Origin of the sequence: Streptomyces sp. NPDC088124 (assembly GCF_040685895.1) — a bacterium.
Classification (GTDB): Bacteria; Actinomycetota; Actinomycetes; order Streptomycetales; family Streptomycetaceae; genus Streptomyces.
This window is the reverse complement of record NZ_JBFBJB010000065.1, coordinates 1-20,641: the sequence shown is the minus strand read 5'-3', so window position 1 is coordinate 20,641 and position 20,641 is coordinate 1. Positions and strand designations below refer to the sequence as shown.

Genomic DNA, 20,641 nt, shown 5'->3' with positions numbered 1-20,641 from the left:
TCCCGCAACGGATACCCCTGGGGGAAACGCCGGCCAGCACCGCCCTGCGGCTTAAGACACGACGCACCGGCCGCTGCGCGTCTCAGTCCTCATCCTGGCCCGCGGTGATGATCTCCGCCAGCTCCCGGGCGGGCAGGCGTGACCACGCCGCCACGTCCTCCAGCGCTACCCCCGCGGCGACAGCCGCGGAGGCAGTGCCCACGAGGGCCTTGTCGATCAGGGCGGCACTGTGACTGAGGTGCTGAAGCAGCGTGCGGGCCACCTCGGCGGTGGTGCCGCTGTGCACGCCCCGCAGCTCCACCAGCTGCTCCCGCGCCTGGTCGATCAACTGCTCGAGCTGGAACCGGTGCTCGGCGCTCACTGCGGCACGCCACCGACTGCCCGAGCCGCCCGACTGCTGCTCGGCCGCCATCACGCGCAGCTGACCGGCCATCGTGGCGGGCTGCTGTTCCCGCTTCAGCCGCCACGGATCGTCCCTCCACCCGGGCGGCCCGCCATCACCGCGCCGCCGGCGGACGACCGCGCCCATCCAGGCGAGCAGCGGCCCCCCGTAGTCCACCGCCGACAGCGGCCCCAGCCAGTCACGTCCCACCCGCTCGCCCAGCCTGCGGCAGAACGCCCCGTCGGCAGCCAGCGGCCGCGGCCGCCGGCCGCCGCTGTCCCTCCACACCAGCTCGGCCATGGCCGGATCCAGCAGCGCGTCCGCCACGGCCACCACCTCCGGGAAGATGACCGGATCCCGGCCCACGATCCGCCACCGCTCAAAATCCGTCCCCGCGTTGCCGCCCGCCACCTGGTGCAGCCTGTGCGGCCAGATCTCCTCCTGCTCCCAGTGCAGGGCCTCCTCCCACCAGCGGGCCACGACCGCGTGCGCCAGGGCGAACACCTGACCGGGCTCCGCTCCGGCCCGCCCCGCACGGCGCGCCACCCCCGCCCACCGCCGCTGCGCGGCCGCTACCTCCGGGAGACCGCGCAGGTCAAGGTGTTCCAGCGGCTGGTCGGCGTCCGCGTCCAGCAGCCACCGCCCGTGCCGGGCACACACCCGCTCCCAGCGCGGCAGATACCGCACCGCCCGCACTGTCTGCCCGGTGCGCCGCGCGATGCACGACCGGCAGGCGAACGCCGCTTCACCCGCCACCGAGCCCGCCGCCCGCCACCGGGCCTGCGCCAGGGCGGCCTCCCGGCCGGTGCTGATCTTGGGATCGTCCACGGTGAACGCGGGCAGAGCACGCGCCAGCACTGCCTGCTGAACCCCGCACAGTTCGGCGAGCACAGCCCGCCCGGCTTCGTTGAGCACGATCTCTGCATCGGCCCGCACGCCGCCGCCGTCGTTGCGGGCGGGGGAGTTGCGGCACGTCCACAGCCGCAGCACACCGGCAGCCGGCAGGCCGTAGCGGTCCGCGGCCCGGCTGATCAGCGACGAGGTCAGCTCCCCGGCCAGCGGCACGATCCGTAACGCTCCTGCTGCCACAGCTCCCCCTCCAGTGCCCGTTCCTGCTTCCTGCCCCGCCTCCGGCCCTATCCGGCTACAGCTCAAACTGGAGGTCGACGATGTCCTTGAGTTCCACTTCGAGGCCGTGGGCACGGCGGCCGCCATCGCGGAAGTACACCTCGCCCAACGCCTCGGCAGCGAGTTCGCGGAGGTCGTCCTCGTCGACGCCTGCTTCCTGGGCTTGAAGGAGGCGGGCGGCGTGCCGGGGCGGCAGGGCCAAGGTGAGGTGACGCACCCGGGCCTGGTCGGTGCTGCCGACGGCGGCGGTGTAGCCGAACCGGGCCTGGACATCGATCATGATGCCGGTCGTAGTGGCTGCGGCCTCTTTCGCCTTGGCGCGGATCTGCGGCTGCCAGCGCGTGCGCACTTCATGTTCGAGGCGCTCGGCGAGCTCCGGGCGGGGCCTTTTGATCTGGTTCTTCACATACCGCTCCACCGTGCGCTGGCTGATGCCGAGCAGCGCGGCCACCGGCATCGTCCGGCCGCCGTGCTTCTTGAGGAGGTAACGCATCTGCGCCCCGGCGGACTTGGGGACGGGACGTGTGAACGCGCCCTGTACCGCCCTGTCGAGTTCTTCCCCGACCGTGACCATCGCCTGTAACGCTCCCTATTCTCCGGTGTCCTTGGCGGTGACCTCGCCGGTCTTGATGTAGCGAGCGAGGTTGGCGACATGGCCGTCGGCGCCGAGCTGCTCGAGCACGTCCGCGCCCCACAGCACGCTCTGGGTGCCCTCGTGCTTGACCATCCCCGGCGAGACCCCCAGCCGGAAGCTGCCGGGCACGGTCTTGCCGTCGGCGCCGTAGGGCAGCACGTCCAGGGGGCTGGGCCCGTCGGCCGCGTACACGGCGCAGTCGGAGAGGACCGCGACCGGGTAGCGGCCGGTGGCCGCCGCCAGGGCGAGCATCTTGCGGTGCATGTTGACCCGGGCCCGGGAGATGACGGTCGCGCGGATGTCCGGCCGCCAGGTCGGGCGGGCGAGGGCGGGCCAGGCCTGGCCCGGCTTCCAGCTGCCCCCGCGTGCCTTCTCCTGCAGCTTGCCGATGCCGCCCTTGACGGTCATCTTGACCGCGTCCACCACGATCCCCAGCTCCGGATCACGGCTCTTGTAGCCGTCCATCGCCTGAAGGAGCTGGTGCGGGGGCAGCTTCTCCGCGACGCCGAGGTCCGCCATGGTGGCGACGTAGGCATCGCGCAGCAGCTTGTACCAGCCGTCCAGGAACCGGCCGCTCTCCCGGCGCACCCAGGCCTCGGCGGGCGCGACGTCGTAGCCGAGCTCGACGGCGTAGGCCACGGTGGGCGTTGCGTACCAGGCCGGACCGGTCGGGCGCTGGCCGCTCGGCGTGAACGGGCTGGGCAGCAGGCCACCGTCGAGGTCGCGCCACTGCTTGCCGACCTTCACCCGGGACAGGTCGACGTGGGAGAGGTCGACCAGCCAGGAACCGGGCACCGCTGGGTCGAAGACCGGATCGGTGACGTGCTCGGGCGGCGATGACAGCCCGACGACCGCACCGTTGGCGGCTGCACCGAAGGCGAGGTTCACGTCGATGCCGACCAGGTAGCGCTGCATGCACTCGGTATCGGTCATATCCCGCGCCCAGTCGTAGGCCTCCTCGAACAGCCGCTCGCCGGGGCCGCGCTCGTGGAAGCGGGGCAGATGGGCCAGGACGGGGTGTCCGTCGGTCGCCTCGCACGGTGCGGGGTCCATCGGCTGCGTGCCCAGTGACCCGGGCCGGTGCTCGCGGTGCCGCTTGCCGTTCTCGTCCGGGTCGCTCGCGCGGGTCGGCGGGTTGAGCGCGGTCATCAGCTGCAGCCCCGTCACTGCGGTGGAGCCCACCGGCGTCATCACCCGCTGCGCGAACACCCCCAGCACCCGGGCGAGCTCCGCCGGCTGAAGCTGCGCGGCGTGCCCCCAGGCGCGGCCGTCCAGGGCACGCCAGGAGGGAATGCACAGCTGCACGCACTGGCGGCGGCTGCCCTGGGCGGGGCGGTAGATCCGCGCCCACGGCCCCAGCCCCCGCTTGGTGAGCTGCCAGTCCGCGCGCTCCAGCTGCTTGATGACCTTGTGTCCCTCCGGCAGCCGCCCGGCGAGCCGCTCGGCCTCGGACAAGGCGGCGGGCAGACCGTAGCGCTCGCACGCTGCCGCGGTGAGCACCAGCAGCGGGTCGCCGTCCTTGCCCGAGCCGTGCAGCTTCTCCGACCCCAGCCGCGCCTCGGTGAGCGTCCACTCCACCAGCGCAGGCAGGGACTTGGCGGGCACGTCCAGGATCAGACCGCCGACGCCGTAGCCGGTCACCTGTCGCTCGGTGTCGGCGTCGAGGACGAGCAGCGGACCGTGCGCGTAGACACCGCCGGGCGCGGGGGTGTTCGCCGGGGCGGCCTTCCTCGCCGCGGGGCGCCGCGAGCTCTGCGGCGCCCGTTCGGCACGCGGCAGCGACACAGCGGCCGGTGCCGCATGCCGAGCGGGCGCTGGGGGAGCAGCCGGGGGCTCCTCGGCCTCCGCCGTGGCAGTAGCTTCCGCTGCCCCGCCCGTGGACCCAGCCTGCGCTGCGGTCGCTGCGGTGGTGAATGTCTGCGGCGCCGCGGTGCCCGGGTCCTCCTGCGGGCCGCCGGTGCTCTGGGGGGCGGGGTAGAGCGTGGCGAGCTGCTTCAGCAGGCGCGCGTACGCCTCCCGCTCCGGCGGCCGGGGCTCGGCCTTGCCCGACTCCCAGCCGCCCACGGTCGCCCGCCGCACGCCCAGAGCGGCGGCCACCTCGTCCAGGGTGAGCGCGTGCGCCTGGCGCAGCCGCCTGCGCTCAGCCGGCGGCGGCAGCGGGGAGCGGGACGCGACCAGCGCGTCGACCGCGTCGAACAACTCGGACATGGGACACCTCCGTCCCTGACTCTACCCTGAAACGCACCTATCGCGTACTAGTAGCGTATGGATCACGTACATTGAGCGTACGAACGGTGTTCTTGGTGATAGCGTCCGGTCAACGGACTTGGATGGAGCCAGCGGCCTGTAGCGCACGTGTGCTCGGGGGCGGGTCGACGTGGCGCGAGCGCATGCGACGTGTTCGAGGGGGAGCGGTGACGGCAGCGAGTGACGGCTGGGCGGGCATGGGCTGGGACTGGACGGATGCCGACGGCATCCGCCGACGCCTGGACCAGGGAGCCGATCCGGAGAGCTGGAACGGGAGCAGGCCCCTGCATCGGGCAGCGGTGTTCGGCTCTCCGGAGGCTGTGACGGAACTGGCCCGCCGGGTTGCGGATGTGGACGCGCTGGAGAACGGGGTGACGGCACTGTGGGAAGCCGTCCTATCCAGGAAGCAGGCCAACGCCCGGGCGCTCGCCGCCGCCGGGGCCGATCCCTGGCGGCCGTCGCTCGGCGGCTGGTCGCCGGGGCGGCTGAGCCTGGCCGGACCGACGCCCGAGCTGTTCTCGGTGCCGGAAGGGGTGTCCCTGAGCGACACCGAGCGTGCGGCAGCGCAGGAGGCCCATCGCCTCACCACGGCATTGGGCGAGTTCTACTACGACGGCACGGGCCTGGCCTGTGTGGCGGGCATCGACGCGGCCGAGGCGGTGCGCCGTCTTCAGGCGACACCGGCACGCGGCGAACTCATCGACGAGCTGTTGAAGGATCCGTACGCGTACGACATGGACGAGAGCCTGCAGATCATCGGCGTGACGTCCGTGCCGGGCGGCTGCGTCGTCACCCAGCCCTGGGGATACGCGCCGAGCATGCCGGGCGTGCTGGCCCGGCTGTCCGCCGGCACACTCTGCTACGGCCTGTACGCCAATCCCAAGAGCGGCAACCAGGGCAGCATCGCCCGTCATGGAATCATCGAGGGCTCGGACCTGCACCCCGGCGGAGGACCGGACGAGAGCGACACCTCCGCGCAGGTGCTGGCCTCGTACCTCTACCAGAACAACGCCGTCGCCTACGCCTGCGCCTTCGCAGGCCTGCGCCTCACCGACAGGCGCGCCGTGGCCGGACCGCCCGATGCGTGGGTCGAACTGCCACGCCGCGACTACTGGAGTCACTGACTCGGAAGAGAGCTGTCATGACGGTGGTGGAACTGCCGCGCCCCAGCCGCCCCGAGCGCGCGCGGCTCTTTCCCGACCAGGCGGAGGCGGTCAAGCGGCTGGCCGGGCATCTGCGGCGTGCGGGAACGCGGGGTCTGTTCGTGTCGGCGACGGGGACCGGCAAAACGCTGGTGGCGATCCGGGCGGCGGATGAACTCGGCGCGCGGCTGGTGCTGTTCGTAGTCCCCACCCTGGACCTGGCGGCCCAGACGGCTCTGGCGTGGCGGCGTGACGGTCATCTGGAGCACATGGTGATCGTCTCCTCCCTGGACACCAGCGCCCGCGACGACCTGGTCGCGGCCCGAGTCATGTCGACCACCGACCCGCACGCGCTGGGCGGGCTGATGTCGGTGGTGGGGGACGGCGAGGACCAGATCCCCGCTTTGACGGTGATCTGCACCTACGACTCCCTGAACAAGATCGAACAAACCCAGAACACGGGGTACGCGGTGCCGCCGTTCGACCTCGCGATCATGGACGAGGCACACCGGATCGCCGGCCGGGCCGACAAGAAGTGGGCGATCGTCAACGACGGCAAGCGCATCCACGCCGACCGCCGCCTCTACATGACCGCCACCCCCCGCATCTTCGCCGCCCCCGAGCTGGCCGAGTCCGCCGACACCACCCGCCCGCGCCGCCGGCGCGCCGCCCGGCCGGACGGGGACGTGGACGCGTTCGCCAACTCCATGGACAACGAGGCCGTCTACGGCAAGAAGGTCGTCGAATACCCCCTCGCACAGGCGGTGGCGGACGGCAGGGCCGCGGACTACCGGATCGTGGTGCCCACCCTCACCGACACCGATCTGCGGCGCCGCCTAAACCTGCCCGTCCCGGGCAGCACGGCCCCAGGCGGCGCCGCCGCTAAGGAGGAGAAGGACGACGGTGCCCTGCGCACGACCGCCCTCCACCTGGCCGTCCTGCGCGCCATGATCGAGCACGGCCTGAAGAAGGTCCTGGTCTACTTCCATCTGGTCTCCGACGCGCGTCGCTTCGCCCGCGAACTCCCGCACACCCTGCGCCTGCTGGCCCGGACCGAGCCCGGCCTCGTCCCGGACATCACCCCCCAGCTGTTCTTCGCCCACGGCGAGCACACCCCCGCCCAACGCGCCGGCATCTTCACCGCCTTCGCCGCCGCCGACGTCGCGATCCTCGCCAACTCCAAGCTGATCGCCGAAGGCGTCGACATCCCCAGCGTCGACGCGATCGTCTTCGCCGACCCCACCCGCAGCGTCGTGCGCTGTGTCCAGGCCCTCGGCCGCGCCCTGCGCCTGGACGTGTCCGGCAAGACCGCCTCGCTGATCGTCCCCGTCTACATCCCGCCCGGCGCCGACGGCGAGAACATCCTGGGCACCGCCTACGAACCGGTGTGGGCGATCGCCTGCGCGCTGGCCAGCCACGACCACCGCATCCTCGAACGCCTCCCCGACAAGGCCAACCGCCTGCCCAAGGAGACCAGTGACGTCATCCAGCGCCGCTGGCACTTCGACTTCACCGTCCACCCCGAACGCATCGCCCAGGCGATGGACCTGGTCTCCTTCGACCCTCGCGACACGGCCGTCTCCCGCTCCCGCCGCCTCGGCCTGGCCGCCGCCCGCTCCTACCGCGACAGTTACGGCCACCTCGACGTCCCCGCCGACTACACCGACCCCACCGGCTACCGGCTCGGCACCTTCATCACCACCATGCGCGACGCCGCGAAAGCAGGCCGCCTCGAGGCCGACTGGACGGCCGAACTCGACGCCCTGGACATGATCTGGGACAAGCACGACGCCGCCTGGCGCTCCCGCCTCGCCGCCGCCGCCGATTACCACCGCGCCCACGGCCACCTCGCCGCCCCCGCCACCACCCCCGTGGGCGCCTGGCTCGCCGAACAACGCCACCTCGCGGGCAAGAAACAACTCGATCAAGGTCGTGCCGACGCGCTGACCGCCCTCGCTCCCGACTGGCGCCTCCCGCACGGCGCGGACTGGCACCGCAAGTACCACCTGCTGCGCGCCCACCTCGCCACCGGCGCCGACCCTGCCGCCCTCACTCGCGACACCCTCCTGGCCGGGGTGAAGATCGGCTCCTGGCTGCACCGCCAGCTCACCACCTGGCCCACCCTGGACCCCGGACAACAACAACTGATGACCGCCCTCAGCCTCACCCCCGACACCAACCCGTTCACCCCCGCCCGCCGCACCCGCCGCACCTTCGAACAGACCGTCCAGCTCCTGGAACTCTTCCTGCACCGCGAAGGCCGCGCCCCCGCCGCCCGCGAGAGCATCCGCGCCGACGGCGACACCGTCAAGATCGGCGCCTGGCTCGCCAAAGCCCGCACCAAACACCGCACCGGTCAACTCCCCGACCACCACGTACGCCTGGTTGCCGCCCTGTTCGACGGCGACTGGGCGACCGAGGATGCCGCCCCGGCTGTCCTCACGTAGGCGGTTGCCGAGCGATCGCCGCGTTGAGGCCTTTGCACGTGATCGGCTCTCCGCGGCCGGTCATCCCGAGCGCCTTCTTCTTGCACAGCCGTCGGCGGTGTGTCCGCCAGGTCTCTCAGCCCGGTGCCGCCGACTGGTTGCCGGTGCCGTTCCCGTCTGGCAGGGGACGGCTGACGCGGAGCGTGGGCGGCGCGGTGGTCCACGCCCCTGGTGTGCAGGGCTTTCAGCTACCTGGCGGCGTCATCCTGGCGGGTGCCGTCGCCTGACCGGGCTTCGGCGTCGAGCAGGTCGGCGGCCTCAGCGAGTTGGCGGGCGCTGTCTCTGAGCAGGCCCCAGGCGTGGTTGTGGGCTGCCTGGACGCAGGCGGCGAGGTGAACCTGCAGCGCGGTGTCCGCGTCGGCGGGCTGCTCTTTTGCCGGCGTGTGCTGCTCCGTGCCGGCCGGGGGCGCCACCGTGGGGGAGTCCTGGCGTGCGGTGCGGCGTTGCTCGGCGGCGCGGATGGATGCCCGGAAGCGTTCGACTTCGCGCAGGCGCGCGGCCCGCGAGGCCTTGCCACCGAGACTGCTGGTCTTGCGCTGCCCCTTCGGCTTCTTGTCCTTCGGGCCGCCGTGGTCCCCGCTGGTGAGCTGCACGCGTTTGGAGGAGCCGTCCCGCCGCTGCCGTCCGCCGCTGGTCATGTTTCCACGCTACCCGAGGGCATGCCCGGCCGATCATGGAATCCGTTCACGAGGCGGAGCGGCCGACCGCCCAACCCGACGGCCAGCCCGTACGGGCAGTGCGTGTTTCTTGGGTCATCGCCTGCGGTGGCGCCAATGCTGGTGGACCTTGAGGACCTCGTAGCTCCATGCTGTCCGCTGCTGTGTGGTGTTCGTGCCGCAGGGCAGGCCGAGGTGTTCGGCGATGACGGGGAAGCGCGGGTGCATCTGCCGGTTGCCGCTGGTGACGAGGGCGGCCAGGAGCGGTTCGCCTTCGTGGCGGTCTTCGTCGACCAGCCACAGGATCACGGACTCGTCGTCGGGGTGGAGCCGGGGCAGGCTGGGCAGGCGCTTGCGGATCCGGGGCCAGCTGGTGGTGGTGCCGGCCTTCGCGGTCTCTTCCAGCAGCGGCCGCAGCCCGGTCGCGATCTCGTACAGCTTCGCGGTATCCAGCAGGCCGGGCTGAGCTGGGCGAGAGGGTTGTTCGGCCGTGACCACCGCGGGGGTGGGCCGTGCCGCCGGCCTCGTGCGCGGGAACAGGGGCTTCCTCGGCCGGTCCTGCTGCTGTGAGGACCGGGCCGGCTTCGGCTTCTCCGTCCGGCCGGCAGACGTCGGCCGGGGCGGTCCACCGATGCCTCGGCCGGGGCGCGATGCGACGGCTGGCGGGGCGGACGACGCCTGGAGCCGCTCCGCCTCCTGCCACCTGCGGGAGGCGAGGATCTCCTTGTAGGACTGCAGGAGTGCCCGCTGCTGTCTGGTCTCGCTGGGCGGCGCCCCTGCAGCTTGCTGCCAGGCCAGCGCGTACAAGTCGGCCGCAGCCGCGACGGAGAGCCCGTCGATGGCCCGCTTCAGTTCTGTCAGCGTGTGGTTCAGTGTGCGGCGCACCGTGGCGATCTCCATCGCGGAGCGCGGCGGACGGCCGGTGGTGCGGCGACGGAAGTCCGTCTGCCAGTCGGCGCCGCCGCTCAGGCGCACCCGGTTCCTCGTCACGTTCACTCCCCCCTCAACGCCCCCTGGGACTTGGGGACATCACACGTGCTACTGCACCCCGCTGCGGCGTCCGACCGTACGTGAGAGCCCTGATTTACCCGGGGTTGGCCGTCGCCAATCCGCGTGGCCGTACGGCGCGAGGACGTACGCGACGCGAGCAGCACGAATGGCAACGGTCGGCCAGGCTGAGGCGGCGGTCACCGGGGAGCCGGACGCCGACCTCGAGGAGCGCACCCGCCGGTGAGGTGTGCTTCGCGGTGCCTGCTGAGGTGCTGCCCGCCGGGCGCACATCCTTCGACGCCGACCGGACGGCGACGGCCGCCCCTGGCTCGGCGGTACGCGGGGCGAGCCCGGTGAAGGTCAGAGCAGCTGTTCCTGGGCGCCTTCAGGAGGGGGACGAGGGCGGTGTGACAGCGGACGCGCGGACGGCGGCGGAGGCGAGTGCGGTGCGCAGTTCACCGGCGGGTACGCGGGATGCCGTGACGCGGTGACAGCGTCGCGGCCGCACCGTCAAGATCACCGCCTGGCTCGCCAAAGCCCGCCAACTAGGTGGTCGCGCCGGTGGTTCGTCGTCGGGTTTCGCGCAGGTGGAAGTCGATGTACCGGGCGAGGATCAGTGCGTCTTGCGGGTCGTCGGCGTGGAAGGAGATCCGGCGCAGCAGGCGCACGCTGTCGAGCGCCACGCCCTCGCGGGCGAGGACGAACAGGAGGGTCAGGAGGGCGGAGCGGGCGTTGCCGTCGTCGAAAGGGTGGAAGAAGCAGACGTCGAGGAAGGCGCGTGCGGCCCGGGCGGTCAGCGGGAGGGGCCGGGCGGCGTCCTTGACGCTCTCGGCGAGGCAGGCGTCGAGGCGGGCGCGGGTGTCCGGGGCGATGCCGTAGCGCTCCCGGCCGCCCTTGGCGAAAGCGGGCAGGCTGCGCAACGGCGGCGGCCCGGGCGTGGCCAGGACGTGCTGTTGCCAGCGCTGGATCAGGTCGAAGCCCAGCCGGTCGCCGCGCGCGGCGTCGGCCCGCAGCAGTTCCAGGGCGGTGAGCAGGCCTTGTCCGCGGGCGGGATCCAGGCTGGCGTCGAAGGTGCGGACCTCCTCCGCCATTCCGTCACGGACTGGTGTCACCGGTGCGTCTCCAGTGCTGTCGGCAGCCTCATGCCACGGCACGGCGTCCCGCACGGCGAGCCAGCGCTTCAGGTGGTCGGGCAGCGGCGACTCGCAGGCTCGGGCGGCCGCGTCCGGCCGTACGGTAGCCGCGAGCTGTTCGGCGATGTCCTCGACCAGCACCGGGTCGGGGCCGGTCCAGCTCTCGAACCGCCCACCGATCGCCTGCTGGACCAGGTGCTCGGCGTCGTCGGCTGGGATGCCCCAGCGGCTGAGGAACCAGCTCAGTACCTGATGGCAGTGCCCGTACCAGCCGCTGCCGCAGCCGGTGCGGTCGGTGACGTGCAGGATCAGGTTGCGGGCGGTGCGGTCCCACAGGATCCGCTGGTCGTCGATACCGGCCAGGTCCAGCGGGTAGGCCTCGAACCGTGCGGCCAGGCTCTCCAGCCACTTCCGCCACTCCCGCAGCGCCGCAGTCACCCGGTCGAGGGTCTCGTCCGCCGTGGTGACCGAGTCCTGGGGGCAGCACCAGCTGCCGACCGGCCCTCCGTCGAAGTCCCCTTCGTCGTGCGCCCACCGCCAGCCGGTGACCCAGCGGCCGTAGTGCTCGGCCAGCGCGTGGGTCATGGCGTCGCACCAGGGGGCGGCCTCCTCCCAGCCCCAGTCGTGCAAAGCCCGGTCACTCGGCGGTACGTCGGGGCGTTGGGGCACTCGCCCGGCCGGCCCGAGCGATCTGACCCCCCGTGCCGCCGCCTCGCTGTCGAACGGATGACGGGCGGGGTCCACCTCATCCCAGGTCAGATTGCGGGGGGACAGCTCCATGAACACCGCGCAAGTCTCTTGCCTCACCGGCACCGGTTCAACCCGATTACCGAACCACGCAGTCACACCTGCCAGGCCGTATCAGAACGCTCACGGTGCTCCCTCCTCGTCCGCGCCGCAACGACGGCAGCGCGCCTGGCTGCAGGAGGGGTAGGCGTGCTCGGGATATGTCTTCCCCTCGCGCGGGCGGCAGTGGTCGGTCAGTTCGGGCAGCGTATGCTTCGCTCCGCCGATGGGCGGAATGTAGCTGGTGAATCCGGATGCGGCTACGGGGTCCTCACTGTGGGGTGTCCTCGGGGAGTGTGGCGTCGAGGACGTCGGTGACGTGCTGCTGCGGAGTGCCGCCGGAGCCCAGGGCTTCCAGCCGGTCGGCTTCGGCCCGCAGGGCAGTGGCCTTCTCCAACCACATGCGTTCGTCGTCGGTACGCGGCCCGGCGGTAAGCGGTGGTACCCGGCGCTCGAGATCGTCGGCGCGTGCGCGCAGTTCGGCCGGACTACTCATGGTTGCCTCTCTCCATTGTCTGTCGAAGCGTGTAAGGGGGGGACGATGGTGGTGGGCTTGCGGACCGAAGAACGGGCCGTGCCCTCCCGTACGACCGGGCCCGCGAGGACCGAGGCGTAGGCGAGCGTGCTCACTCTGGGGGAGTCTGCCTCTGGGGGGTGACGCCCAGCGCTGCCCACCACTTGGTCAGCTGTTCTTTGCTCACCAGGCAGGTGTTGAGTTCCCAGCTCGGGTGCCCCTGCGGCCGGATGTGGCTGAGGACGTCGCGCAATGTGTCCTCCAGAGCCTCGACGCGGCGGGCGTCGGCTGTCTCGCCGGGCACTGCCGTTGCAGCCTGGGGGAGGGCGGCCACGAAGGTGCCTCTGCCGTGCACGATGTCGACCAGCCCCTCGGCACGCAGTACGCGCAGCGCCGCCTGAGCGGTGCCCCCGGCGATGGCGTAACGCTTCCTGGCCGAACACCAGGCCGTCTTCGACGAGGCCGAACAAGCCCAGCAGACACCCCGGGGAGCACACGCGGCCTGATGGACCTGCACATCGACGTTCCCTGGATCCTGCAAGTCGCCGAGGCCGCCGGCGCGGACGATCCGGCCCCAGACGACTACGGCGTTCCCGTCTCGGCGGTCGCCCGCCACCGGGCCGAGATTTTCGAGCAGCCCGTCTACGGCGGCCCCTACGCCAAAGCCGCCGCCCTGGTGCACACACTGGGCCGGTGCCGCTGGCTGGAGCGCTCCAACATGGCCGTCGCCGCCGCGTCCGGCGTCATGTACCTCGAAGCCGCCGGGATCTCCGTCAAGCCCGGCCGTGAGGACGCCATCGCTCTGAAGGACCTGCTCCTTGACCCCGCCTGCACCGCGGGGAAGATCGCCGCTCTGCTGCGGACCTGGCCCACCACCACCTGACGCCCGCAGGCCCGCCAAGGACACTCTCCTGGCCGGAGTCATTGGTGGCCGCGGCCCGGGACAGGGAGCCGGCCAACGCGGGGGTGTGTGCGGCGCCGCCATCAGCCCCCTCACGCGTGCCCCGAGAGGGACTGACAGCATCCGCTCGTGCCGGGACGGCGATACACCGGCGGCTGATCGGATGAGGAAGGGCTTCCGCCGTTCACGTCCAGATGAGCCGGTCCGGCCGCCGCTGACGGTGCCCGGCGGCGGCAGCATCGGCGGAACACAGGGCGCACCGCCGGGCGGGTCCAGTCCCCCCACGACCGGCTCGCCCCGGTGGGTTGCCCCACGCTGCAGGGGGGAGCGGTCCGGTCCGGCCCATGAGCTCTCCCAAGGACCATCTGCCCCGCCGCCCGATCCGCTCGCGCCTCACCGCCCTCAGCTGCCCCGGATGATGGGGACTCGCGGGCGGCGCAGTGCGCTACGTTCGTGCCGCATGGAAGCCACCTCTCAACTGCGTCAGGCCGTCCTTACCTGGCTTGAGCAGGCACGCGACCTGCCCTCCATACCCCAAGCCATCACCGATGTAGCCCCGTCGACGCAGCCAGAGTTCGAAGCCGTGATCAACGCGGTCGTGAGTGCCGCGCCGAAATCCGAGCACCGCGACCTCTACGGCAAGGTCGACGGTGACTGGCTGCCCCGATGGTCCACGCTCCTGGGAGTATCAAGGCTGGGTGACGCGACCCGTCTAGTGGCCCAGGGGGCGACGGTGCCGGTGGAGGACATCGCGGACAGCTTCGTCGCCTTCTGCACGGCCCCCCTCCGGCAGCCGAGGACTGGCTGCTTCTCACCGGCGAACTCCCCCTGGGCACACGGATCCCGCTGGGCCGCTACATCCTGCAGTCCTTCACCGCCGACGAACTGCGGCAGCTAGGCCCCATGCCGGCCCTCCAGGGCCTCCAGCCGGGCGGGCTCGACCTCGATCTCCTGGCCGGTGCGCCCTTCGTCCACGCCCCGAACCCCGAGCGCGCGCCGGACCGCAGGGACGCGGGCTGGTTCGACTTCGCCGGTCCGCGTCCGGAAGCCCTGCACTGGAGGGCGCTGCTGCCGCTGATCCTGTGGAGTGAGGAGCTGCTGCACGTCGACGCGGTGTTCGGCGTCGAGCGCGGCCGTTACTTCGACCTGAACCGAAAACAGGTGCCCACCACCATCCAGACTTACGAGGACCGTCCCGGCATCCCAGAAGAAGTCGAAGTCCGGGAGAGCGGCAGCTTCTATGTCGCTCCAGCGGCTCTGCCGCGGCTGCAGGCCTTCTGTTCCGCCGTGACAGCGAAGATCGACGCTGTCATGGAGGGCATCCACAGCGGACGGAGTCTTCCCAGGAAGCGCGCCCGCCGCTTGGAGCGCGCCGCCCGTCACCTGCTGCAGGCCTACCAGCGCACCTACCGGGACGACGGTGTGTGGGACGAAGAAGCCGACGAGCGGCTTCTGGACTACGTCATCGCGCTGGAAGCCCTGATGGTCAGCCCCGACGACAAGCACGAGGGCATCAGCGAGAGGATCCGGACACGGACGGCGTCCCTGTTCCCCAGCCCTCTGCGCGAGGGCGTCGCGAGCAGAGTGCAGAAGGCGTACAGCGCGCGATCGAAATACGTACACGGAGACGTGCTCGTCGACCAGCAGGGGGCGGAACTGGGTGAGCTCAGGCTGCTCGTCCGGCAGGTCGTCCTACGCTGGCTCATCCTCACCCCCTGCGACACTCAAGACCTCGCACCTCGTCTCGACGCCGCAGCCGACTGCACCAGCTGCTCACGCGCCATCGACGAGCCCCTGCGCGCCTTCTTCCAGGCATCACCGCCACAGGAGGACATCCAGGCCTGAGACAGCACCGCCTCCGGTGCCGCTGGCCGGCATCTGTGCTCGCCGCAGCCCGGATCTCCGGTGGGGCAACGCTGCGGTCAGTGCAGCACAGTGCGAGTTGCACCGACCACGGCATCAGGGGGTGACGTGCGCGCCGTCGAGCCGCCGGTGCACCATCGACAGCGTGGTGAGCAGTTCCAGCAACTCCTCGTCGGTAACCGTGCGGTGAAGGCGCGGCTCGTGCGCGGCCGGGTTGCGGTACATGCTGAACAGACCCTTGACCAGGTTCGCCAGCCCTTTCTGCTCATCCAGCTCGGGCCCCGTGGCGTTCGCGTTGATGGCCACCCGGGCCGTTCCGTGGCCGGGCATGAGCACTGCGTCGACCAGCCGCGCCCCATCCAGGCCCTGGCCGGTGAAGGTGCGCAGCCGGTCGGCCACCGACTTGACCGCCTCCAGGCTGGCGTGGAAGGGGTTCTTGGCCAGGATCTCCAGGGTGCAGTAGCGCAGCACCTCCGGATGCGTGGAGCGGCGGCGCAGTTCGGCTCGCAGGGAACTGGCGTGCCGTGCGGCCTCGCTCAGCGTGGCGGCCGCAGGCCCCCTGGCCACCTGCCCCTGGTCGTTGACCCGCAGCCCGACATGGACCAGGACCTCGTTGAGGTCGTCCTGTCGGCGTGAGAACGTGTGGGGCTGCTGAACGTAGCGCACCGGGGCCATTGCCACTTTGATGAATGCGATCACGCAGTTCGACGCACCCTGGCGCGCCTGCTGCGCCAGCAGCGCCCCGGCCAGCCGGTCTCGCTTGTTGCCGCCGTCGGCATCCGGCACCTTCACGACGGCCAACAGCTGTCCGATCTCCCGTCCCGTCAAGCCGTGATCGGTGTCGCCGAGCACACCTGCCACCGCCGCGACGACCGTCGCCGGCCAAGGCTCGTGACGTGTTGCCATGTCCCGTCCCCTTCCCCTCGTCCCATGGGCAACCGACCAGGATGACACGGGCGTGAAGGGCAGATCCCCCCTTTCTTCTGCGTCGTGGCAGCGGCGTGTGCGGCAGAGCGGCTGTCGGCGGAGTGCCGCCCCGGTGTGGCTATCACGCCAACTCGCCGCTGTGGAACCTGTCTCGAAATGGCTGTACCGACTCGCTTTCCAGTCGTGTACTACTGGGCAGCAATAGCGTTGTAGCCATCTACAGCAGTGAAGTCGAGAAGGGGAACACGTTGGTCTACGACATTCGTCCGCTCGCCAACGGCCTGCGCACCGACCACCCGGTGCCCGGTCTGCCGTTCGTCGACGACTCGCACCTGCCGCTCGACGACGGCCCCGACGCCATCGAGGCCGTCGGCCGCAACAAGGGTGAGGGCATGTGGGGCCGTTGCGACCCCTCCCGTGAGGGAGGATGGCTGGCCTTCACCACCGACCCGATCGCCCACCACCTGGGCTGGGCCGTGCGCTACCACCCCGACCACGGGCGCACCGTGCTCCTGCTACGCGACGAGGACACGGCCAGCCTGCACACCTACTGGACGGGCGCCCCGCTGCTGTTTCGCGCCGGGGGCTACTGGTGGGACGGTGAAAGCTGGTACCGGCCCGGCCAGATCTGGGACCCGGTCACCGAGGACTACGCCCGCCACAAGGCCCGCGCCACGGCCACCGTCCACGCCGCCGACATGCTCGACGGCCGCGCCCACCCGGACCGCGCACACGTGCACAAGGTGGCCACCTTCGACCCGGCCACCGCAGCACCGGACAACTGGATCGATGACCTGACCCGGTGGGCGCAGCACCACCAGAAACAGGACGATCCCCTGCCGCTGGACAAGTGCGTCGTCGACCTGGCCAGCCCCGAACTCGCCGGGGACCGGCTGCTCGGCGTACCCGAGATGGCCGCCCTGGGGGGCATCACGGCCTCCACGCTGCGCGGATACATCTCCCGTGGCGAGAACGACGTGCCACCGCCCCAGGCGACCGTCGGCGGCCGGGCCCAGTGGTCACGCCCGGTCGCCGAAGACTGGGCCGAAGCCCGCCGCCGCTCCTCCGAGGGGCTGCGGGATGCCATGTCGGCCGGCGACCGTCACCGCCTCGCCCCGGGGGCGGCCCAGGTCCGCGACCGGTTCAGCGAGACCTTCTTCAGCTTCCTGTGGAAGCGGCCCGACATCCGCAAGCGCTGGGTCCTGCGCCAGCGCAACGAGCCGAGCGTGCGGGAGGTAGCCGACCAACTGGCCTTCGAGGTCGCCGACAGCCTCCGCCAGATCATCCCGACCGATGCCCTGGGACCGACCATCCGCCACGCCGTCCTCGAGGACTTCGCCAACTCGCTCCGCGTCCGCGAACGCCGGGGCGGTCAGCTCAAGGCCTTCGACCTCATCCTGTCAGTGCCCCTGGCCAAGATGCTCAGCTGGTTCATCCAGCACTTCCCGACCTCGGCCCAGTGGTACATCGGCGAGATCATGGGCGAGGCAGATAAGCAGCTCGACATTCCTGCCCAGGTGACGGGCGAAGCGCTGCGGCGGTCCGCGACCACGAACGGGGAACTCGACGGGCAGGCCGCGAAGGAGTTCTTCTCCCGTGTCGTTCCGCGCGAGCCGGAGGACTGAGGTCCTTCACCGATGGTGAGGAGTGCCAAGCCAATCCCAGTGGCTTGGCGCCCTTCGCGCACGGCTGTACTGGCGAGCGGAGCCGGCCCGGGAGCGCCAGGGAGCGGCCAGCATCCGCGAGGCGGTCGTCGACCGGGCCGTCCGCACGCGATCACTCAGAGCGTCAGGACCGGTCGCGTGGAGAAGTCTTCGTACATGTCCTCTCCGCCTGGTCCGTAGACGAACTCGGCCATGGCGGGGTTGCGGTTGGCGGTTGCCAGGGGGAGCCAGGCCAGGAGGTGGCCGTAGCCGCCGCACACCGACTCGCCCCCGTCGCCGCCGTGGACCGCGGTGACATTGCTGGTCAGCTCGGTGCGGTAGGTGTCGTAGGTGATGTGCAGGCCGAAGGCGTTCAGCTCGTTGTGCGGGCCGGTGTCGTCTCCGTAGGGGATGCGGTCGAGGGGACAGTCGTCGCCCCACCGGAACAGGGTGTCCGACCCGGCGCCGCAGGCGTGTTCCCACTCGTCGGGGCTCGGCATCCGAAGACCACGGACGGAGAGGGCAGCCGGCATGTCGGCCGGAGGTTCGGTCAGGTTCTCGTCCTCCACGGCCATGAGGATGGTGTCCAGGTGAATGCTGCGGCGGGCGCTGAGGATCCGCGCGAGGTGGGCCTGCAGATCGGGCCCGTCACCGTAGCCCTGTTCCAGGCTCTCGGCGTAGTCGGCGGCCTGCTGCGCGGTCGGCTTCCAGGTGTTGAGGTCGAAGCCCAGGGACACCTGGCCTCCGGGTATCAGGGCGAACTCCTGCCCGTCCCGCTCGATCCGGACGCGGTGCAGCGGGGCACCGAGGTGTTCGGTGGCCTCGAAGAGTGACACCCGGCCGCCCACGTGGTCAGCGGCACTCTGGGCGATCCGCCGGGCGGTGACCTCGTCGAAGGTCCGCCACAGGTCGAGAGTAAGATCAGCGAGCGACATGGCCGGCAGTGTGGCACGCGGCACTGACACTGGCGCGGAGAGACGGCCCAGTCGGTGCCTCGGCCTTCGCGGGTCAGCCCGTACCGTTGAGGTAGTGCGTGTCGGGACGCTGCCGGGGGATGCCCGGATGAATCCGGCGCTTGAGGACGCTCCAGCGGTGCCGGGCGCCTTGCCGCGAGACACGCCAGGCGCGCCCGAGGTCAGCGAGGCTGGCGCCCTTCTCGACGGCCCGTGAGGCGTAGATCAAGCGCAGATCGTCCAGCGCCTTTTGGTGGTCTTCCAGCGCTGTCAGCAGAGCCAGCATGGCTTTCTTGTCGCTCTCGACACCCCACGAGGTGGACGACCGGCTCAGCGGCATAGCGAGGCCGGCCCGGACATCCCGGGAGCTGGCCGACTTCGCCGCGTGCCCCTGGACCAGCGTGTGCAAGAGGTGCAAGCAGTCCCGGTGATCCGCCATGCGACAAGAGTACTTGTCGCCCCGTCAGGTCAGTTCAGGCTGCTGACCTGCGTAGACGTCAGATGCTCTTCCCTTTCCCCCGGCAGTGCTCCAAAGTTTTCCGCAACCCACCCCTGCCCAAAAACTCGGCGGGGAAGGGACAGTTCGGGCGAAGGAGACACCTCTCTCGCCCTTTTTCATGCCCGCATCCGGGCGCGCCCCTGTGCGTCGCCCCGCTGCCGCATCACCCCTTCATCGGCCCCGCTCTCGCCACCGAGTGGGGCCTTCTTCATGCCCGCGCCCCCGTCGCGGACCATCCCCGGAAAGGCACACCCATGCCCGACATCTCCCACGACCCCGTCTACCTCTGGCTCACCGGCGCCCGCCCCACCACCGCGGGGACCGGCGCTCCGACCCCGGGGGCCATGCCGGCCCGCCGGCCGGCTGCCGCTACCGCTTCCGACATCGCCCGCCGCGAGGGCCTCGACCTGGGCGACCTCTCGCCCTACCAGCGCAGCGACCGGCGCGCCCGACGGGGCAGGGGCGGCCGCAGGCCCACCGTGCTTCAAGCCGTGACCCGCTTCGCGACGACAGGGCTGCGGATCCCGCGCGAGAGGGCCGTCGCGCACGCACAGCGCTGGGCAGCCTCCTCCATCACTGAGCCCGACGAGGCCCTGGAATGGATCAGGCTGCTGGGCCTCGCAGGTCTCGACTCGGCGCTGCGCCTGCGACGCAAGGGCGTCACACCCGCCATGGAGAAGACCCGCCGGGAAAGCGAGGAAAAAGCCCGGCGCGACGCCCGGGCCGCGCAAGACCGCGTGTGGGCCGAGATCGCCGCACGGTACCGCCCCGGCATCGCGGCCCAGCTGCGGCTCAACGGCTGCACCCCGGACATGCTCGACCGCCTCATCAACGGCAAGACCGTCGACCAGCTGCTCCGCGAAGGACGTCCCGTCCAGATCGTCATCAACGCCCTGCGCGACACTCACGGCTGAACCCTGCGGGGCGCTGCACCCTATGCGGACGCGCCTGCTCGGGCAGTCCCGCCGCGCCCCGTATCTCGGTGAGGACCTGCAAACAGGCAGGTCCTCACCGAGCACATCGGCAAGCGGCGCTCAGGGGAGGCAGACAGGGCACTCTGCCCGCGACCAGTCCGCTGGTATCAGCCCTTCTCGCCCGGCCGCGCGGCGAGTCGGCGCACGGCGCGCCTGATCGAGCCCAGCTCCTTCAGCACCTGGTCCATCGCGGAGTCCATCAGCATGACCGGATCGTCCGCGGACCAAAAGCGCACGACCTCTCCCACCTGATGCTCCCAAAACTCGTCCTCCTCGGCATGTTCGAAGCCGAGCTGTGACGCCAGGTCGGCAAAGCCGGACCCGGGCCGGCCAGTTGCCTTGCCAATGACGAGTGCCGACAGCAGCGGCCGACCATGCTGGTGCTCGTACACGCTGATGTGGCCGAGCTTCGGGTAGAGACCGCGCATCTGGCCCTGCGACGTGTAGGGGTCCAAGCCGTGCGGGTCAACGCGCTGTGCGAATTCCTTGTAGCCGATGCAGGCGGAAAGCGGGTCGACCGGATCGCCGGCCTTCGCAAGGGAGCGCAGAAGGCGGTGCATGTCGCGTTCGATGGGTGTGAGCGTGAGCACGCGAACTCCTCATAAGGAGAGGACCCGTAGGTCCGGATGTCCGTGGACGTAGCGCCCGTAGGCGTACCCCGACGGTAACTCACCTGAGTCCGGCCCAGCTAGGCCGTGTTTTAGGAAGCGCGGGCGGCCAGCCATTTGGTGAGGTCGCCCGCGATCTGGTTGATGGCGGTCTCGACGCTGACGTCGTGCTCGC

The 20,641-nt window shown here is 71.1% G+C and carries 19 protein-coding genes; 7 read left to right on the top strand and 12 right to left on the bottom strand.

Annotation, left to right across the window (positions count from 1 at the left end):
* Positions 1-82: 82 nt before the first annotated feature.
* From AB0P17_RS36245 to AB0P17_RS36235, 3 genes are read right to left on the bottom strand one after another with little or no spacing between them, the layout of a single operon-like run.
* The gene (locus AB0P17_RS36245) at positions 83-1,471 is read right to left on the bottom strand and encodes a TniQ family protein (RefSeq protein WP_365817996.1); all 1,389 of its coding nucleotides are present in this window, start codon (positions 1,469-1,471) and stop codon (positions 83-85) included.
* Between the two features lie 55 nt (positions 1,472-1,526).
* Positions 1,527-2,084, bottom strand: a complete 558-nt coding sequence (locus tag AB0P17_RS36240; protein WP_365817994.1) for an XRE family transcriptional regulator — start codon at positions 2,082-2,084, stop codon at positions 1,527-1,529.
* 15 nt (positions 2,085-2,099) lie between these two features.
* Positions 2,100-4,352, bottom strand: coding sequence for a helix-turn-helix transcriptional regulator (locus AB0P17_RS36235; RefSeq protein ID WP_365817992.1), 2,253 nt, complete (start codon positions 4,350-4,352; stop codon positions 2,100-2,102).
* 206 nt (positions 4,353-4,558) lie between these two features.
* On the opposite strand from AB0P17_RS36235, the gene AB0P17_RS36230 reads away from it, so the two are divergent.
* Both AB0P17_RS36230 and AB0P17_RS36225 read left to right on the top strand, forming a co-directional pair.
* Entirely contained in the window at positions 4,559-5,515 is a 957-nt protein-coding gene (locus AB0P17_RS36230) for an ankyrin repeat domain-containing protein (RefSeq protein ID WP_365817990.1), read from the top strand.
* A gap of 17 nt (positions 5,516-5,532) precedes the next feature.
* Entirely contained in the window at positions 5,533-7,980 is a 2,448-nt protein-coding gene (locus AB0P17_RS36225; RefSeq protein WP_365817988.1) for a Helicase associated domain protein, read from the top strand.
* 227 nt (positions 7,981-8,207) lie between these two features.
* On the opposite strand, the gene AB0P17_RS36220 is transcribed toward AB0P17_RS36225, so the two are convergent.
* The 5 genes from AB0P17_RS36220 to AB0P17_RS36200 form a co-directional block, all read right to left on the bottom strand.
* Positions 8,208-8,657 (bottom strand): hypothetical protein, encoded by a 450-nt coding sequence (locus AB0P17_RS36220; protein WP_365817986.1) that lies wholly within the window; start codon positions 8,655-8,657, stop codon positions 8,208-8,210.
* A gap of 114 nt (positions 8,658-8,771) precedes the next feature.
* The gene (locus AB0P17_RS36215) at positions 8,772-9,665 is read right to left on the bottom strand and encodes a hypothetical protein (protein WP_365817984.1); all 894 of its coding nucleotides are present in this window, start codon (positions 9,663-9,665) and stop codon (positions 8,772-8,774) included.
* Positions 9,666-10,210: 545 nt separating this feature from the next.
* Complete coding sequence (locus tag AB0P17_RS36210; RefSeq protein WP_365818024.1) at positions 10,211-11,578, bottom strand: Fic family protein; 1,368 nt, start codon at positions 11,576-11,578, stop codon at positions 10,211-10,213.
* Positions 11,579-11,855: 277 nt separating this feature from the next.
* Positions 11,856-12,080 (bottom strand): hypothetical protein, encoded by a 225-nt coding sequence (locus tag AB0P17_RS36205; RefSeq protein WP_365817982.1) that lies wholly within the window; start codon positions 12,078-12,080, stop codon positions 11,856-11,858.
* A 130-nt stretch (positions 12,081-12,210) separates the two neighbouring features.
* Positions 12,211-12,615: a hypothetical protein gene (locus AB0P17_RS36200; RefSeq protein ID WP_365817980.1), complete on the bottom strand. Its 405-nt coding sequence runs from the start codon at positions 12,613-12,615 to the stop codon at positions 12,211-12,213.
* On the opposite strand from AB0P17_RS36200, the gene AB0P17_RS36195 reads away from it, so the two are divergent.
* The 3 genes from AB0P17_RS36195 to AB0P17_RS36185 all read left to right on the top strand — a co-directional run bounded on the left by AB0P17_RS36195 (position 12,604) and on the right by AB0P17_RS36185 (position 14,844).
* The gene (locus AB0P17_RS36195) at positions 12,604-12,981 is read left to right on the top strand and encodes a fic family toxin-antitoxin system, toxin component (RefSeq protein WP_189307438.1); all 378 of its coding nucleotides are present in this window, start codon (positions 12,604-12,606) and stop codon (positions 12,979-12,981) included. The genes AB0P17_RS36200 and AB0P17_RS36195 overlap by 12 nt on opposite strands.
* Positions 12,982-13,459: 478 nt before the next feature.
* On the top strand, positions 13,460-13,897 hold the full coding sequence (locus tag AB0P17_RS36190) for a hypothetical protein (protein WP_365817978.1): 438 nt from the start codon (positions 13,460-13,462) through the stop codon (positions 13,895-13,897).
* Positions 13,898-13,902: 5 nt separating this feature from the next.
* Positions 13,903-14,844 (top strand): hypothetical protein, encoded by a 942-nt coding sequence (locus AB0P17_RS36185; RefSeq protein WP_365817976.1) that lies wholly within the window; start codon positions 13,903-13,905, stop codon positions 14,842-14,844.
* Positions 14,845-14,958: 114 nt separating this feature from the next.
* Here the strand turns inward: AB0P17_RS36185 and AB0P17_RS36180 are convergent, their stop codons facing one another.
* Positions 14,959-15,768 (bottom strand): TIGR02391 family protein, encoded by an 810-nt coding sequence (locus AB0P17_RS36180; RefSeq protein WP_365817974.1) that lies wholly within the window; start codon positions 15,766-15,768, stop codon positions 14,959-14,961.
* 269 nt (positions 15,769-16,037) lie between these two features.
* Between AB0P17_RS36180 and AB0P17_RS36175 the strand changes: the two genes are divergently transcribed.
* Positions 16,038-17,414: a hypothetical protein gene (locus tag AB0P17_RS36175; protein WP_365817972.1), complete on the top strand. Its 1,377-nt coding sequence runs from the start codon at positions 16,038-16,040 to the stop codon at positions 17,412-17,414.
* 155 nt (positions 17,415-17,569) lie between these two features.
* Here the strand turns inward: AB0P17_RS36175 and AB0P17_RS36170 are convergent, their stop codons facing one another.
* Both AB0P17_RS36170 and AB0P17_RS36165 read right to left on the bottom strand, forming a co-directional pair.
* Positions 17,570-18,367, bottom strand: a complete 798-nt coding sequence (locus tag AB0P17_RS36170) for a hypothetical protein (protein WP_365817970.1) — start codon at positions 18,365-18,367, stop codon at positions 17,570-17,572.
* Positions 18,368-18,440: 73 nt separating this feature from the next.
* Entirely contained in the window at positions 18,441-18,824 is a 384-nt protein-coding gene (locus tag AB0P17_RS36165; protein WP_365817968.1) for a hypothetical protein, read from the bottom strand.
* Between the two features lie 314 nt (positions 18,825-19,138).
* Here AB0P17_RS36165 and AB0P17_RS36160 point away from each other — a divergent pair, with 314 nt between their 5' ends.
* Positions 19,139-19,798: a hypothetical protein gene (locus AB0P17_RS36160; RefSeq protein ID WP_365817966.1), complete on the top strand. Its 660-nt coding sequence runs from the start codon at positions 19,139-19,141 to the stop codon at positions 19,796-19,798.
* Positions 19,799-19,965: 167 nt separating this feature from the next.
* Here AB0P17_RS36160 and AB0P17_RS36155 read toward each other — a convergent pair whose 3' ends face one another.
* Complete coding sequence (locus AB0P17_RS36155; RefSeq protein WP_365817964.1) at positions 19,966-20,448, bottom strand: hypothetical protein; 483 nt, start codon at positions 20,446-20,448, stop codon at positions 19,966-19,968.
* Between the last annotated feature and the right edge of the window lie 193 nt (positions 20,449-20,641).